The organism is Thalassotalea insulae (assembly GCF_030161395.1).
Classification (GTDB): domain Bacteria; phylum Pseudomonadota; class Gammaproteobacteria; order Enterobacterales; family Alteromonadaceae; genus Thalassotalea_E; species Thalassotalea_E insulae.
Map to the genome: position 1 here is coordinate 2,011,714 of NZ_BSST01000001.1, position 16,037 is coordinate 2,027,750.

A 16,037-nucleotide genomic window follows, 5' to 3' on the forward strand; every position below is an offset into this window, starting at 1 on the left:
CTCTGTTCCCCGTTAAGATTGCATTGTTGTTGCTAAGCGGTTCAATTTACCTCTGATTGAACCATCTATAACCATGTCACCCGCTTTAATTAACAAGCCGGAAACCACGTTTGCGTCGACAACACAATTGAGCTTTACTTTTCTAGCCAAACGCTTTTCAAGCGCGGCGCTTATTACTTTTTGTTGTGCTGCTTTTAATTTCACAGCAGATGTAACATCCACAGCAATTTCTTTCTCATATTCAGCTTTTAATTCACTGAATTGAGCCAGTACCTGTGGTAGCACCAACAAACGATGATTTTCAGCCATCAACTTAATTAAGTTTTGGCCTTTGCTGTCTATTTGCTCACCGCAGACTTTTAAAAATAAATCTGTGGCTTGCTCAACCGAAGCACCACCAGAAAGGTAGTTAACGATAGTTTCATTTTGAGAAACTTCAGCTGCAAACACTAGCATTTCCAGCCAGCTATCTACGGCATTAGCTTCAACAGCAAAATCAAACGCTGCTTTGGCGTAGGGTCGAGCGACAGTTGTCAATTCAGACATAGCTCTTCCCTCTTAAAGTTCAGCTACAAGTTTATCTAAGATGTCGCTGTGAGCAGCGGCATCAATTGAACGCTCGAGAATTTTCTCAGCACCAGCTACTGCAAGAATCGCCACTTGTTGGCGTAATTCTTCTTTCGCTTGGTTACGTTCAGTCTCTATTTCTGCATGACCAGCAGCGATAATTTTTGCTTTCTCTGCTTGTGCTTTTTCAGCGGCTTCTTCAACAATTTGAGCTTCACGCTTTTTCGCAGCTTCAACAATCTCAGCTGCTTGCGCTTTAGCGTCTTTTAGTTGTGCCGTAGCTTTTTCTTGAGCAAGCTCAAGATCTTTAGCAGCACGATCTGAAGCAGCTAACCCGTCAGCAATCGTTTTCTGACGTGTTTCAATGGCACCAATAATTGGTGGCCATACATACTTCATGCAAAAAATTACAAATACGACAAATGCGATTAATTCACCGATTAAGGTCATATTAATATTCATTTGTGTACCTCCTATAAAATTCGTATTGATTAATAAAAGTTAAAAAATTAACCAATTTTAACGAATAATATGTATAAGCCCATTGCTACACCGATCATCGCGATTGCATCGATAAGACCCGCTACGATGAACATTTTTACTTGTAGTTGAGGTGCTAATTCTGGTTGACGAGCAGCTGATTCTAAGAATTTGCCACCTAATAAACCAAAACCAATAGCTGTACCTAAAGCACCTAAGCCGATAAGTAGTGCTGCTGCAATATATAGTAAACCTAAGTTTTCCATTTCTATCTCCGATTATTAAAAGTAAAGTTTAAAGTTAAAAATTTAGTATTATGGGCTTCCTGCCCTTTACCTTTCGAGCCGGCTAATGCCGTCCTAACATATTCCCGAAAAGTTAATGATCTTCGTGAGCTAAACTAAGGTAAACAATAGTTAGCATCATAAAAATAAACGCTTGTAATGGGATAACCAATAAATGGAACGCAGCCCATATAAAGTGCACTGGCAATTGGGCAATCCCTAATGTCGCAATCAATAAGAATATTAATTCACCCGCATATAAGTTACCGAATAAACGTAACGCTAATGATAATGGACGAGCTAACATCGTGACTACTTCAAGAATAAAGTTCAACCAATACAATGACCAATGTCCAAAAGGTTGGGTAGTTAATTCTTTAATGAAACCACCAATACCTTTCACTTTGATTGAATAGTAAATAATTAGGATAAATACGCCAAACGCTAAACCTAACGTCATATTCATATCCGTTGTCGGTACCGCTTTCATATAATGCACACCAAACAACTCAAAAATTCTAGGTAATAGATCCACAGGGACCCAATCCATAGCATTCATTAATAACACCCAAACAAAAATAGTTAGGGCTAATGGTGCAATTAACGGATTATTACCATGAAAAGTGCTTTTAACGCTGTCATCAACAAAGCCGACGATCATCTCAACTGCACATTGTAATTTACCCGGTACGCCAGTATCCGCTTTTTTTGCAACAGAGCGGAAGATATAAAGAAAAACTAAGCCTAAAAATATTGACCATCCTAGCGTATCTATGTGGACAGCCCAAAAGCCTTCACCCACAGTTAGATTGTGCAAATGATGTTTAATATATTCTTGGCTGGTTATTTCACCTGCAGACATATTAAAGTTCCTAATGATTAAAGTTTAAATTTTAATAAAAATGGTGTTACCAGTGGCATAACCACTACTAAACAAAAACTTGCAAAAAAGGGTAGCGGAATAATCACTAAAAATTTAAAGACTAGTGCGAATAAAAGCGCCGTCAAACCCAATTTTAATTTTACGCCGCTAAAAAATGACTCCATCACTTTCTTTGACGCAGTTGCTCCTGCATAGCGAAACGCTTTAATTGCGAAGACAACATTAGGGATTATCGCAACAGCTCCTCCGGCTAATACCGAAGTCGCGTGAGATAATCCCCAAAATAAATATGTTACTGCGGCACAAGTTAATACGGAAAATATCATTAACGCAATTTGTAGATTTGCGTATTTTCGTCCGGTTTTGGTTAAGGCATTTTTTTGCCTAGTTGTCACAACGCTCTCCAAACGAAAATCTTCGTAAAACTTATGCTTCTTTTAAGTCGAATTTATAACTTAATCAAGCCGACGCAAGTATACTTAATTACGTTATTAATGCAACAAAAGAGGGCATTTGTTGCCCTCAATATGTGCGAATAATTGCAAATTTTTAACTTGATTAATAAGAATAATTAAAAAGAGCCAAATCTGGCGACAATTCCATCAAGTTCATCAAGGTTGGTATAAGAAATAACTAACTTGCCTTTCCCTTTGGTATTATGCGAAATAGTCACTTGTGAACCCAATTTTTCCGAAAGGCTTTGCTCTAATGATTGAGTATCAGGGTCTTTTACTTTTTCAGCTTTAGGTTTTTCTGGTTCCTGTAACTTCTTAATAAAGTTTTCCGTTTCTCTTACATTATATTCTTTGGCAACAACCGTTCTCGCGGCAGTTGTTTGTTGATCATTTTGTAAAGCAAGTAGGGCGCGAGCATGACCCATTTCAATATCGCCATGTTCTAACAAAGTTTTGACTTCATCGTTTAAGTTATTTAAACGTAATAAGTTAGTCACTGTGGTGCGCGATTTACCGACAGCATCGGCCACTTCCTGATGAGTTAATTCGAACTCAGTTAACAGTCTGTCTAAAGCGATAGCTTCTTCCATCGCATTAAGATCTTCCCGTTGAATATTTTCAATCAATGCCATCGCAACAGCAGCTTCATCAGGCACATCTTTAATTAAACAAGGGACTAAATCAATTTCAGCCAATTGTGCAGCACGCCAACGACGTTCACCGGCAATAATTTCATAACTATTTTTAGCAAGAGGTCTAACAACTATAGGCTGAATAATACCTTGCGATTTTATTGAATGAGACAGTTCCTCTAGCGCATCCGGTGACATGTCTTTACGAGGTTGATATTTACCCGGTTGTAACTGCTCAATCGGTAATTTTTGTAATTCGCTGGTATTGTTACTCTCTGATCCCGCCTGAGTGGTTGGTTGATTGCTACTTTCTTCTTGCTTACGTGGCGCATTGGTTAATAATGCATCTAATCCACGACCAAGGCCTCTGCGTTTTGACGGACTCATAATTTTCCTTGCTAAATTTTACTTAACTAGTTCAGAACATTGTTTTTTTTGTTCTGCTTTACGCAATATTTCACCCGCTAGTGCTAAATACGCTTTAGCACCGGTAGATGATTTATCATAATACATTGCAGGTGCGCCAAAGCTTGGCGCTTCGGCTAACCTAACATTACGTGGTATTACGGTTCGATAAACCTTATCACCAAAATGACGTTTTAGCTGTTCAGAAACATCATTGGCCAAGCGGTTGCGCGGATCATACATAGTACGCAAGATGCCTTCAATGTGTAGATCGCCATTTACCACAGAAGTTAATTGTGAAATGGTATCCATTAACGCAGTTAAACCTTCGAGCGCATAGTACTCACATTGCATCGGCACTAATACGGAATCTGCAGCTGTCATCGCATTAACGGTTAACATATTCAATGAAGGTGGGCAGTCAATAATAATAAAATCGTATTGCTTTTTCACCGGTGCCAGTGCGTTTTTTAAACGTTGCTCGCGGGCAAACACTTCCATTAATTTAATTTCAGCAGCAGTGACATCAGTATTAGCAGCGATTAAATCATAAATCCCAGAAGTCTCTTTACAGACAACTTGCTCGAACGGCGTTTCATCGATCAGCAGTTCATAGCAGGTTGCAGGCACTTCATATTTATCAATACCACTGCCCATAGTAGCATTGCCTTGAGGATCAAGATCTATTAATAATACCTGACGCTTAGTCGCCGCTAACGAAGCAGCTAAATTAACAGCGGTAGTTGTTTTTCCGACGCCACCTTTTTGGTTGGCAACTGCAATAATTTTTCCCACTAGAACCTCAAATAATATTATTTATTGTTTGATTTTTTTAACGCAATCAAATGACGTTCACCGACAAGTTCAGGTACATTAATTTGAAAGCTATTTTCTAATATTATGCCTTGTGGCAAATGTTGTAATTCTTCTTCCGGGTATTGCCCCTTCAACGCAAAAAAACGACCTTTTTCATCAGCAATTAAGTGTGAGCACCAGGTGATCATATCCTCTAACGAGGCAAAAGCCCGGCTTAACACACCATCAAACAACTGCTGCGGCTGATGGTCTTCTACGCGAGAAAGTAGAGGAGATACATTAGCAAGTTTTAATTGAAAAACAACCTGACGAATAAAAGTAATGCGTTTGCCTAAACTATCAAGCAAGGTAAATTGTTTTTCTGGATATAAAATAGCGAGGGGAATACCCGGTAATCCCGGGCCGGTTCCAACATCGATAAACGAGTTACCCGCTAGATATTTTCCTACCATTAAACTATCCATAATATGTTTAATTAACATATCACTAGGATTTCTTACCGACGTTAAATTATAAGCCTTATTCCATTTATTCAGTAGCTCAACATATTGGATCAGTTGATTCACTTGTAGTTCGGTGACTACTAAATCAGTTTGTTCGATTAATCCGATTAATTCATCTTTTAGCGACATTAAAAGCTTTCCAAGCGATAATGCCTGTTACGCACTTTTACGCAACAAGCCATGCTTTTTCAAATAAACTAATAATAACGAAATTGCCGCGGGTGTGATACCAGAAATTCTCGACGCTTTGCCAATAGTTTCAGGTTTGGCATCCGTTAACTTAGCAACCACTTCATTTGATAACCCGGAAATCTGACCGTAATCAAAACTCGTTGGGATCAAGGTATCTTCGTGACGTTTTTTCTTAGCAATATCATCTAATTGACGTTCGATATAGCCGGCATATTTTATTTGAATTTCAATCTGTTCAGCCGCTTGTGTATCAGCTATTGCTGGACCTAAGCTCTCTATTTTCATTAAGTCGTCATAACGTACTTCAGGACGACGAATAAGATCTTCCAGGCTATTTTCCCGACTTACCGGTGTTTTTAATAATTGATTGACTTGCTCAACCTGTTGATGATCTTTTTGGATCCAAATATCTTTTAATCGCTGACGTTCTTGGGCGATATTTTCCATTTTTTCATTAAAACGCTGCCAACGCTCATCATCTACTAAACCTAGTTTACGACCCTGTTCTGTTAGGCGAATATCGGCATTATCTTCACGTAACAATAAACGATATTCTGCGCGCGAAGTAAACATACGATAGGGCTCTTTGGTACCTAAGGTCGCAAGATCATCGATCAATACCCCCATATAGGCTTGATCGCGACCTAATACTAATTCTTCTTTGCCCTGTACATTAGCAGCAGCGTTCGTTGCAGCAATGAGTCCTTGTGCCCCAGCTTCTTCGTACCCCGTAGTACCATTAATTTGACCAGCAAAATATAAGTTCTTAATAAACTTACTTTCTAAGGTTTGTTTTAGATCACGAGGATCAAAAAAGTCATATTCAATTGCATAACCAGGGCGGGTGATATGAGCATTTTCAAAACCTTTAATTGAGCGTACCAAGTTCATTTGTACATCAAATGGTAAACTAGTTGAAATACCATTAGGGTAAACTTCGTGTGTGGTAAGCCCCTCAGGCTCTACAAAAATTTGATGGGAATTTTTATCAGCAAAGCGAGTAATTTTATCTTCAATAGAAGGGCAGTATCTAGGGCCTATTCCCTCGATCACGCCGGTATACATAGGTGAACGATCTAGGCCATTACGGATAACATCATGAGTTTTTTCATTGGTATGAGTAATATAACAAGAAATCTGCTGTGGATGATCATCGCGAGATCCCATAAATGAAAAAACAGGGCGAGGATCATCGCCAGGTTGTTCTTCCATTACCGAAAAGTCCAGGGTTCTGGCATCTAACCTAGGTGGCGTTCCAGTTTTTAAACGATCGATCCTAAATGGCATGTCACGTAATTTATTCGCTAAATTAACACTGGCAGGATCACCTGCACGCCCGCCCTGATAATTATTTAAACCAATATGGATCTGACCAGCTAAGAAAGTTCCTACCGTTAAAACAACGGTTTGCGCCTTAAATTTCAAGCCCATTTGGGTAGAAACACCAATCACTTGATCATTTTCTAAAATAAGATCATCACATGGTTGTTGAAATATTGTTAAGTTTTCTTGGTTTTCAAGGTAATTTCTAACAAAAGAGCGGTACAAAGCGCGGTCTGCTTGCGCTCGAGTAGCTCTTACAGCTGGGCCTTTACTGGCATTTAACGTTCGAAATTGGATCGCTGCATGATCTATGGCTGTTGCCATTAAACCACCTAATGCATCAATTTCTTTGACTAAGTGACCTTTGCCTATGCCACCAATTGCTGGATTACATGACATTTGACCTAAAGTATCAATATTATGGGTTAACAATAATGTCTTACAACCCATACGTGCTGCTGCTAATGCAGCTTCTGTACCTGCATGTCCGCCGCCAACAACAATTACCTCATATGAGTTTTGATACCACATAAAAAATTAGCCTTGAAAATTAAGTTCAAAATAAAAGGGCACGTATTTTAACTTTTTTTAGTTACTAGGGGAATGATCAAATGACGAAAAAGATCGAGGAAGGATCACTAAATAATATATAAGATCTATTTAAAGATCTTATTATTATTACTTATTAGTAAAAAGGATCTTTGTGGATAAGCGTTTTTATTTATTTAAAATCATATAATTATCTAACATGTATTGATGTGATCAAACTTTGATCAAAGCCGTTATAAGCCTTGATCAAAATGGCTATTTATTCACAGACCATATTTATTTATTTTTTATAAACTGAAAAATAATAGCTAATCCATAGTTTTTTTTATTTTTATCCACAATAGAGTGTTTTTTTATATTGTTTTGTGAATAACTTATGGGTAAGCAGGTTATAAACGATCCTTGTTAGCTAAGATCCATGCCTGAGCTTCATCTTCAGGATCTAAATCTAATTGCATATCTAAAGTTTTTAATGAGATTAATTCTTTGCAACCCTTTGATTTTAATTCAGTAGTTATATTTTTTGCAGCCTGACAAAAGGTATCGTAGCTAGAATCACCGACACCGATCACAAAAAATTTGATCGGGGATAGATCTTGAGTGTTTGATCTTAGTTTATTTACAAAAGGGAGTAGGTTGTCTGGGTAATCACCAGCGCCATGGGTCGAGGTACAAATTAACCAGATTTGATCTTTTATTGGTATTTGCTCAAATTCAGGTGAAAAATGCAGCTGAGTTTGATGATTAAGCGACGATAAAGTCTCTTGACAAGCTTCGGCGACGTATTCGGTTCCGCCAAGCATACTGCCAACGATTATTTGAAAAGAACTCATAATTTTCCTTATAAAATGTAGAGAAAGGCATTATTTACCGATACAAAAGGATGAAAATATTTGTCCTAATAAGTCATCATTGGTAAATTCGCCAGTGATCTGATTGAGTGCTTGCTGACAAAGGCGAAGCTCTTCTGCGAGAATTTCACCAGCGACATAAGCTTCTAATTGTTCTAAGCCGGTGACTAAATGAAAATGAGCTTGCTCTAAAGCTGCCAAGTGACGTCTACGTGCCATAAAACCACCTTCAACGTTACCTTGGTAACCCATGATATCTTTCAAGTGCTGTTTAAGCGCTGTGACACCGTCACCGGTTTTTGCCGATAAGGTAATGGTCGGCAGCGTTGTATCACTAATTAATCCAGTTTGTGCGCCGGAGACATCCGCTTTATTACGGATCACCGTTAGTCCGATGTTATCTGGTAATTTATCAAAAAATTCTGGCCAGATCGTTTTGGGATCTTCGTGTTGTACTTGAGTAGAATCTACCATGAGTAAAATACGATCGGCCTGATTGATTTCCTGCCAGGCGCGTTTAATACCGATTTGTTCCACTTTATCGGCACTGTCTCTAAGCCCTGCTGTATCGATAATATGTAGTGGCATACCGTCAATATGAATTTGCTCTGATAAGACATCGCGAGTGGTGCCTTCAATATCAGTTACTATGGCGGATTCTTTACCGCTTAATGCATTGAGTAAACTGGATTTGCCAGCATTAGGACGACCTGCGATAACTACGCGCATACCTTCACGGATGATACTACCTTGTTGGGCTTGCTGCTGAACCTGCTCAACTTGCGCGATAATCGCTTTTAAGTCATTTACGATTTTTTCATCGGCAAGAAAGTCGATCTCTTCTTCAGGAAAGTCTATTGCGGCTTCAACATACATACGTAAATGTATGGTATTTTCTACCATTTGATGGACCAGTTTGGAAAAATCACCTTGCAGTGAGTGTAGGGCGCAACGTGCTGCTTGCTCTGAACTGGAATTAATTAAGTCGGCAATTGCTTCGGCTTGAGTGAGATCGAGTTTGTCATTAATAAAAGCTTGTTCACTAAATTCTCCAGGTTTTGCCATTCTGACTTTGTTTAAGGCTAAAATTTCCTTTAACAGCATATCGAGAATTACTGGGCCGCCATGACCTTGTAACTCAAGTACATCTTCACCAGTGAAGGAATTTGGCCCTTTAAAGAAAAGTGCAATACCTTGATCTAATGCTTGTTGGTTTAGGTCATTAAAGGTTAGATATTCTGCTTTTCTTAGCTCTGGCACCTTGCCTAGTATCGCTTGTGCAACATTACTCGCTTGCGGACCTGAAATTCTGATAATACCTACACCACCACGTCCTGGTGCTGTAGCTTGTGCTGCGATAGTTTCTTTTTGCTCGAGAGCGTAAGCAGTCATACTTGTTACCTAAATCATTAATCTCTATTTCTCAGGCGCCATTATAAACCTTAAGTGATAAATAGGTAATACTCGTGTTAGGTAGTGGAAAAAGCAGAAAAGTTATTGATGAATTTAAGGAGTTATTTATACGCTTTTTCATTTATGAATTTGCGTAACGCTGTACGTTATATAGAACGGCATTTTATTACGCCCTTGTAACCGTGGTATACCGTATATAAAAAACGCGACGGTATTAGCGTCGCGTTTTATTAACAAGTGAATAATCTTTAGTTAGCTTTTTGTTTTTCTAATGCTGCGAAGATTATCTTCATTTGTATAATAGAAATTATGTTACTGACTAGCCAGTATAAAACCAGTCCTGAAGGGAACCAGAAGAAAAATACGGTAAACATTACCGGCATGTACTGCATGATCTTTTGTTGCATCGGATCTTGTACTGTCATCGGCTGCATTTTTTGCATGATAAACATACTGATCCCCATTAATATTGGCAAAATATAGTAAGGATCTTTAGATGACAGATCGGTTAGCCATAGGCCAAAGCCTGCATGTCGTAACTCTACACTTTCTAGGAATACCCAGTATAACGCCAGAAATATTGGCATTTGGATTATTAGAGGTAAACAACCACCGGCTGGATTAACTTTCTCTTTTCGATAGAGCTCCATCATGGCTTGTGACATTTTTTGTCTGTCATCACCAAAACGCTCTTTTAGTTGCGTCATTTTTGGTTGTAGCTCACGCATTTTCGCCATTGACGAGTATTGCGCTTTCGTTAATGGGTACATCAGACCTTTAACGATAATAGTAATGATAATAATTGCTATGCCCCAGTTACCAATTAAGGCCTGAATTTGCATTAATAGCCAGTGTAACGGCGCACTGATCATAAATAGGAAGCCAAAATCAACGGTTAATTCCAGACCGTCAGCGATTTTGTCTAAGTTTTCTTGATCTTTAGGGCCAATATAGATGCTGGTTGACGCGGTTGCTTGCTCATTAGGCTCGATTAAAAGAGCAGGGGCTTTAAAACCAATCACCGCTTCACCATTACGGGTGTAGTTAGTATAAAGTTGGTTAACTTCATTCTGAGCCGGGATCCACGACGCAACAAAGTAGTGTTGTAGCATAGCAACCCAGCCACCTTGGGTTGATATGTTTAAGTTGGCATCTGCGATATCGTCAAAATCGTATTTTTCATAAAGTTCTTCTTTTGTGGAGTAAGCAGCGCCACGATAAGTCGGGAGCATAGAACTTGATTTTTCTACAATAGTCGATTGCTTCAATTGTGCGTAAAGTTCAACACTGGCAGTGGTGCTTGAGTTGTTATCAATAATATAGTCAACTGCAACTTTATAGCTCGATTGCTCAAAGGTAAAACGTTTGGTTACTGATAATCCTGTGTCTGTTACATAGGTAAGATCAACTACTAATGGTGAACCATCAGCTAATTGATATTGCTGTTGCGCGACTTGATAAATTGGTCGACCTTTAATAATGCGATCTATACCTTGAGCACCTGTTAAACCACTTTGTGCAATATAGGTAAGACTATCTTGCTGCATTATAGTAAATGGTATCTTGCTTCCTTGCTTTGTTTCAAATTGCAACAAAGTAGCTTCTACTATATCGCCACCTTGGGTATTAATTTTTATTTTTAATACATCGGTAGTAACTTCAACCAGCGCAGCGGTTGGCTTAGTGGTATTTGATACCACAGGGCTATCTGCACTTGATGCTGGGACAAAATCATCCGACGAAGTATTTGAAATAGCTCCATCACTTTGATTAACCACTTGCTGTGGTTGTACCGGTGCATTGTCTAATTGCCATTGTTGATATAATAAAAAGGTGACAACCATTAAGGCAATAAACAGAAAACTGCGTTGAGATTCCATAATATGTTATTTCTCTTTTTTTAGTGGTGGCACGGGATCTTCTCCTCCCGCGTGTAGTGGGTGGCATTTTAGTATACGTTTGGCTGCTAACCAACAACCTTTTATTACACCAAAGCGATTAATTGCTTCTATAGCGTATGTTGAACAAGTCGGCATAAATCGACAATTGCTACCAAGCAATGGGCTAAGCCAACGTTGATACGCTCTTACCAGTGATATTGCAATTAGTTGTGGCGTTGAATTATTTTTCGCCATATTTTTTCTAATTGCTGTCTAATTTGTTCGTTTTCAAGTTTATCTGCGCCAGATTTCACCATAATGACCATATCAATATTGGGTAACATCGGTAATGTTAAGCGAAAACTTTCTCGTATTTGTCGTTTAATGCGATTGCGTTGAACGGCTAATTTGACGCGTTTTTTTGCAATAGCTAAACCTAAACGTTTTTGATCTGATTTATTTGGACTGACGAGAACAGTGATATGGCTAGAGCCAAACCTGAGAGGTTTTTTGAAAACATTTTGGAATTGACTGGGAGTCAACAAACGTGACTCCCGAGTAAATCTATTAGTAACCATAGTGGTTACCTTCTCTTTATTAAAGATTAAACAAAGAGATTATGCGCTTAGGCGTGCACGGCCTTTAGCACGACGACGTGCAATAACTGCACGACCGTTTTTAGTCGCCATACGAGCACGGAATCCGTGATTACGTTTACGCTTTAATACGCTAGGTTGAAATGTTCTTTTCATTACGCTATCCGTCGGTTGTTGTTGCCCTGGCAAAACAGCCGTATTGAGCACACTGGGTCTAAAAATGAGGGCGAATTCTAAATAGAAACTATGGCATTGTCAATATTTATTGTTAGCTAAAAAACAAAAGATCATGAAAGGATCTTTTGATGATCTATTGAATATCCACAGTTTTATAACAAGAGGGGGAGTTTTTGTCAGTTATTTCATCAAAACACGTTTATTAAGAGCAAAAAACTCTATATAAATTTTTTTAAATCGATTTAAATATAAAGAGATTATCGCAAATAAATCAAATGGATAGGTTTTTTTAGTTGTTGAATACAATTTTATCGGAAAAGTCAATATTGCACTTGTGGATAACTAAAGAGATAATGAGAGTTCTTTATAACAATAATCTTAATTGGTAGCGATAACGATCATTTATACACGCTACTATATTACTGGAGTTTTCTTTTGGAACATTCTCTTTGGCAACGATGCCTCTCTATTTTACAAGAGGAACTTCCTGCGCAGCAATTTAGTATGTGGATCCGACCTTTACAATGTGTTGTAGATGCAAACATCATGACTTTGTATGCACCAAATCGATTTGTTTTAGATTGGGTCAGAGATAAATATGTCGATCGTATCAATGAATTGGTATCGCTAGAAGAAAGTGGAAATCCACCATTATTGCGTTTTGATGTTGGTAGTATAGCCAAGGTCAATAAGGTGGCTAAGGAAGACGAAAAAGCATTTGCCCCGAAAAAATCTGATAATAAAAATTCGGGCAATTCAGGTAATTTTCCAGAAGCTAACTTGCCGAAAAAAACTAACGTCCGTGTTAATTATACTTTTGATAATTTTGTCGAAGGTAAGTCAAACCAGTTAGCTCGTGCTGCCGCATCGCAAGTAGCAGATAATCCGGGCACAGCATATAATCCACTATTTATATACGGTGGTACCGGGTTAGGTAAAACCCATTTACTGCATGCTGTTGGCAACGGTATTTTGCTTAATAAGCCGAATGCTAAAATTGCTTATATGCATTCTGAACGTTTTGTTCAGGATATGGTACGTGCGCTGCAAAATAATGCGATTGAAAAATTCAAACAGTATTATCGTGGTGTAGATGCTTTATTGATTGATGATATTCAGTTTTTTGCCAATAAAGAGCGTACTCAAGAAGAATTTTTTCATACCTTTAATGCGTTACTCGAAGGTAATCAGCAGATCATTTTAACCAGTGACCGTTATCCTAAAGAGATCGATGGGGTAGAGGACAGATTAAAATCTCGCTTTGGATGGGGTTTAACAATTGCAATTGAGCCACCTGAACTTGAAACTAGGGTAGCGATACTTAAGCGTAAAGCGCAAGAAAGCCATATTAACCTTGCCGATGAAGTTGCATTTTTTATTGCTAAACGATTGCGCTCTAATGTTCGTGAGCTGGAAGGCGCATTAAATCGAGTTATTGCAAACGCAAATTTTACCGGTAGAGCAATAAATATCGATTTTGTTAAAGAAGCGTTACGAGATTTACTTGCCTTACAGGATAAGTTAGTTACTATCGATAATATTCAGAAGACAGTTGCTGAATATTATAAGATTAAAGTGGCTGATTTACTGTCAAAAAGAAGAAATCGTTCAGTAGCTAGACCTAGGCAAATTGCAATGGCATTATCGAAGGAGTTAACTAATCATAGTTTGCCAGAGATAGGGGATGCTTTTGGCGGTAAAGATCATACTACCGTGTTGCATGCCTGCAGAAAAGTAAAGGCATTACGGGAAGAGTCTCACGATATTAAAGAAGATTATTCTAATTTAACTAGAACCCTTTCATCCTAAGAATAAGGTATAAAAATAGTAGGTATAAAATGAAGTTTTCATTAAACAGAGAGTTGTTATTAAAACCATTGTTACTGGTGTCTGGTGCGGTAGAACGTAAAAGTACACTTCCTATTTTAAGTAATATCTTATTTGATGTTAGTGGGCAATCACTAACGTTAACAGCTACAGATTTAGAGCTCGAAATGGTTGCTTACGCAACTATAGAGAACCATCAAGGTGATGGTAAATTAACGATTCCAGCGAAAAAGCTACTGGATATTTGTAAAAGCCTGCCTGAAGGCTCAATGATCACCTTTGCTTCGGAAAATGATACGGTGACTATTTCTTCTGGTCGAAGCCGTTATTCATTATCAATCTTGTCTGCAGATGACTTTCCAAATATTGAACAGTGGAAAGGGGATGTTGAATTTAAACTATGTAAGTCAGAATTATTACGCCTGATTGAAAGTACTCATTTTTCTATGGCAAATCAGGATGTTCGTTATTATTTGAATGGTATGTCGATTGAAACAGAAGGAAATGAAATTCGTTCTGTTGCAACTGATGGCCATCGACTTGCTATTTGTAAATTAGCAATAGAAAATCTAGAGTTACCTAATCGTCAGGTAATAGTGCCAAGAAAAGGTATTTTAGAAATTATTCGATTATTAGATCCGGTGGAAGAAGAAGTACAAGTTTTTCTTGGTTCTAATCATATTAGGATAATCGACAGTGAATTTTCTTTTACCAGTAAATTGGTCGATGGTCGTTTTCCCGATTATCGACGGGTTTTACCAAGAAATGGTGACAAGGTATTAACCACAGATAATACTGATTTAAGGCAAGTATTGTCTCGTGCGTCGATATTATCTAATGAAAAGTTTAAAGGTGTTAGACTTAATTTTTCGAACACTGAATTAAAGATCACCGCCAATAATCCAGAACAAGAACAAGCAGAAGAAGTACTTGAAATAGACTTTCCGTTTGAAGAAGTCGAAATTGGCTTCAACGTCAATTATGTTCTAGATGTGCTTAATGCCATTAAAGATAGCCGAGTGAAATTTACCTTATCTGATGCTAATAGCAGTGTGGTAATTGAAGGCGAAGATTCTGGTGAAGCCATCTATGTTGTTATGCCTATGCGGTTGTAAATGAGCGTTAAAGAGTTACAGGCGTTTAACTTTAGAAATTTAAGTACAGCGAAAGTTAATTTTCATAGTAAATTAAATTTTTTTATTGGGGGTAATGGCAGCGGTAAAAGCAGTTTATTAGAAAGTCTCTTTTATTTAGGGCATGGTAAATCTTTTCGTTCGACTAATGTAAATAGTCTAATAAATACCAGCAGTGATAATTTTGTAGTTACCGTAAAAACAGATTCTGATAATCAACTTGGTATTCAGCGTAGTCAGAGTGGTGAGATAAAAATAAAAATTAATGGTGTTAAGCACAATAAGTTATCGGACTTAGCAAAGAATGTCGCCATTCAAGTAGTAACACCTGAGAGTTTTAAATTGTTTTTTGGTGGCCCCAAAGAGCGTCGAAAGTTTATTGATTTGGGATTGTTTCACGTGAAACATTCTTTTCCCTCAGACTGGAAAACGTTTAATAGAATATTGAAGCAAAGAAATGCTTGCTTAAAAAATAAGGTAGCTGGTGATCAATATAGCTATTGGACGGAAGAATTTTGTCAACTATCAGAGAGTATTGCTCAAGAGCGTAGTGCATATATTGAAGGGTTAAGGGAAGAGTTGCTAGTTTGGCTAAAGCTGTTTTTGCCAACTATAGAAGACGATATTACTATTCAGTACTTACAGGGCTGGCATAGTAAAAAGGAACTTAGAGAAGTATTAATAGTAAACAAGCAAAGAGAGTATGAAAAAGGCTATTCGCTTTTTGGCGCTCATAAATTTGATGTCAGATTTTTACTAAACAACCTGACTTTGGAACAACGACTCTCTAGAGGACAACAAAAGTTGTTTTTACTCGCGTTAACTTTTGCTCAAACTAAATTAATAGAGCAAGGTAAACGAGTAAAGCCAATTTTGTTAATTGATGATGTCGGGGCAGAATTAGATATTAATTCTCGCAGTATTATTGCAAACATAAATAATCACCTGGATTGTCAAACAATGATAACGGCAATAGATCGAGTTGCATTGGAACCCATTATTCCAGACAACGATAACTATAAGATGTTTCACGTGAAACATGGGCATATATCCGCAATGAGTAAATAGGCT

The 16,037-nt window shown here is 37.9% G+C and carries 18 protein-coding genes; 3 read left to right on the top strand and 15 right to left on the bottom strand.

The genetic code is table 11. The annotated features are described in order from the left end of the window. Positions 1–12: 12 nt before the first annotated feature. The 15 genes from atpH to rpmH form a co-directional block, all read right to left on the bottom strand. Positions 13–546: a F0F1 ATP synthase subunit delta gene (atpH, locus tag QQK06_RS09170; RefSeq protein ID WP_284244364.1), complete on the bottom strand. Its 534-nt coding sequence runs from the start codon at positions 544–546 to the stop codon at positions 13–15. 12 nt (positions 547–558) lie between these two features. After that, positions 559–1,029, bottom strand: a complete 471-nt coding sequence (gene atpF / locus QQK06_RS09175; protein ID WP_284244365.1) for a F0F1 ATP synthase subunit B — start codon at positions 1,027–1,029, stop codon at positions 559–561. A 47-nt stretch (positions 1,030–1,076) separates the two neighbouring features. Further along, positions 1,077–1,313, bottom strand: a complete 237-nt coding sequence (atpE, locus tag QQK06_RS09180; RefSeq protein ID WP_284244366.1) for a F0F1 ATP synthase subunit C — start codon at positions 1,311–1,313, stop codon at positions 1,077–1,079. A gap of 112 nt (positions 1,314–1,425) precedes the next feature. Next, a complete protein-coding gene (gene atpB / locus QQK06_RS09185; RefSeq protein ID WP_284244367.1) occupies positions 1,426–2,193 on the bottom strand; it encodes a F0F1 ATP synthase subunit A in 768 nt (255 codons plus the stop codon). 17 nt (positions 2,194–2,210) lie between these two features. Next, positions 2,211–2,609, bottom strand: a complete 399-nt coding sequence (locus QQK06_RS09190; RefSeq protein WP_284244368.1) for an ATP synthase subunit I — start codon at positions 2,607–2,609, stop codon at positions 2,211–2,213. A 176-nt stretch (positions 2,610–2,785) separates the two neighbouring features. Next, the gene (locus QQK06_RS09195) at positions 2,786–3,688 is read right to left on the bottom strand and encodes a ParB/RepB/Spo0J family partition protein (protein WP_284244369.1); all 903 of its coding nucleotides are present in this window, start codon (positions 3,686–3,688) and stop codon (positions 2,786–2,788) included. Positions 3,689–3,706: 18 nt separating this feature from the next. Next, a complete protein-coding gene (locus QQK06_RS09200; protein ID WP_284244370.1) occupies positions 3,707–4,501 on the bottom strand; it encodes a ParA family protein in 795 nt (264 codons plus the stop codon). Positions 4,502–4,518: 17 nt separating this feature from the next. Then, positions 4,519–5,154 (bottom strand): 16S rRNA (guanine(527)-N(7))-methyltransferase RsmG, encoded by a 636-nt coding sequence (gene rsmG / locus QQK06_RS09205; RefSeq protein WP_284244371.1) that lies wholly within the window; start codon positions 5,152–5,154, stop codon positions 4,519–4,521. A 27-nt stretch (positions 5,155–5,181) separates the two neighbouring features. Beyond that, positions 5,182–7,071 (bottom strand): tRNA uridine-5-carboxymethylaminomethyl(34) synthesis enzyme MnmG, encoded by a 1,890-nt coding sequence (mnmG, locus tag QQK06_RS09210; protein ID WP_284244372.1) that lies wholly within the window; start codon positions 7,069–7,071, stop codon positions 5,182–5,184. A gap of 407 nt (positions 7,072–7,478) precedes the next feature. After that, positions 7,479–7,922: an FMN-binding protein MioC gene (gene mioC / locus QQK06_RS09215; RefSeq protein ID WP_284244373.1), complete on the bottom strand. Its 444-nt coding sequence runs from the start codon at positions 7,920–7,922 to the stop codon at positions 7,479–7,481. A gap of 30 nt (positions 7,923–7,952) precedes the next feature. Continuing rightward, complete coding sequence (gene mnmE / locus QQK06_RS09220; RefSeq protein ID WP_284244374.1) at positions 7,953–9,332, bottom strand: tRNA uridine-5-carboxymethylaminomethyl(34) synthesis GTPase MnmE; 1,380 nt, start codon at positions 9,330–9,332, stop codon at positions 7,953–7,955. 269 nt (positions 9,333–9,601) lie between these two features. Continuing rightward, the gene (gene yidC / locus QQK06_RS09225; protein ID WP_284244375.1) at positions 9,602–11,233 is read right to left on the bottom strand and encodes a membrane protein insertase YidC; all 1,632 of its coding nucleotides are present in this window, start codon (positions 11,231–11,233) and stop codon (positions 9,602–9,604) included. 6 nt (positions 11,234–11,239) lie between these two features. Beyond that, the gene (gene yidD, locus QQK06_RS09230; RefSeq protein ID WP_284244376.1) at positions 11,240–11,488 is read right to left on the bottom strand and encodes a membrane protein insertion efficiency factor YidD; all 249 of its coding nucleotides are present in this window, start codon (positions 11,486–11,488) and stop codon (positions 11,240–11,242) included. Further along, positions 11,458–11,811, bottom strand: coding sequence for a ribonuclease P protein component (gene rnpA, locus QQK06_RS09235; protein ID WP_284244377.1), 354 nt, complete (start codon positions 11,809–11,811; stop codon positions 11,458–11,460). The genes yidD and rnpA overlap by 31 nt, the downstream gene beginning before the upstream one ends. A gap of 39 nt (positions 11,812–11,850) precedes the next feature. Then, the gene (gene rpmH, locus QQK06_RS09240) at positions 11,851–11,985 is read right to left on the bottom strand and encodes a 50S ribosomal protein L34 (protein ID WP_011045771.1); all 135 of its coding nucleotides are present in this window, start codon (positions 11,983–11,985) and stop codon (positions 11,851–11,853) included. A gap of 456 nt (positions 11,986–12,441) precedes the next feature. On the opposite strand from rpmH, the gene dnaA reads away from it, so the two are divergent. Genes dnaA through recF form a run of 3 tightly spaced genes read left to right on the top strand, consistent with a single transcriptional unit; the run spans position 12,442 to position 16,034 of the window. After that, positions 12,442–13,815, top strand: a complete 1,374-nt coding sequence (gene dnaA / locus QQK06_RS09245; protein ID WP_284244378.1) for a chromosomal replication initiator protein DnaA — start codon at positions 12,442–12,444, stop codon at positions 13,813–13,815. Between the two features lie 29 nt (positions 13,816–13,844). Beyond that, positions 13,845–14,948 (top strand): DNA polymerase III subunit beta, encoded by a 1,104-nt coding sequence (dnaN, locus tag QQK06_RS09250; protein ID WP_284244379.1) that lies wholly within the window; start codon positions 13,845–13,847, stop codon positions 14,946–14,948. Further along, positions 14,949–16,034: a DNA replication/repair protein RecF gene (recF, locus tag QQK06_RS09255; protein WP_284244380.1), complete on the top strand. Its 1,086-nt coding sequence runs from the start codon at positions 14,949–14,951 to the stop codon at positions 16,032–16,034. Positions 16,035–16,037: the final 3 nt, after the last annotated feature.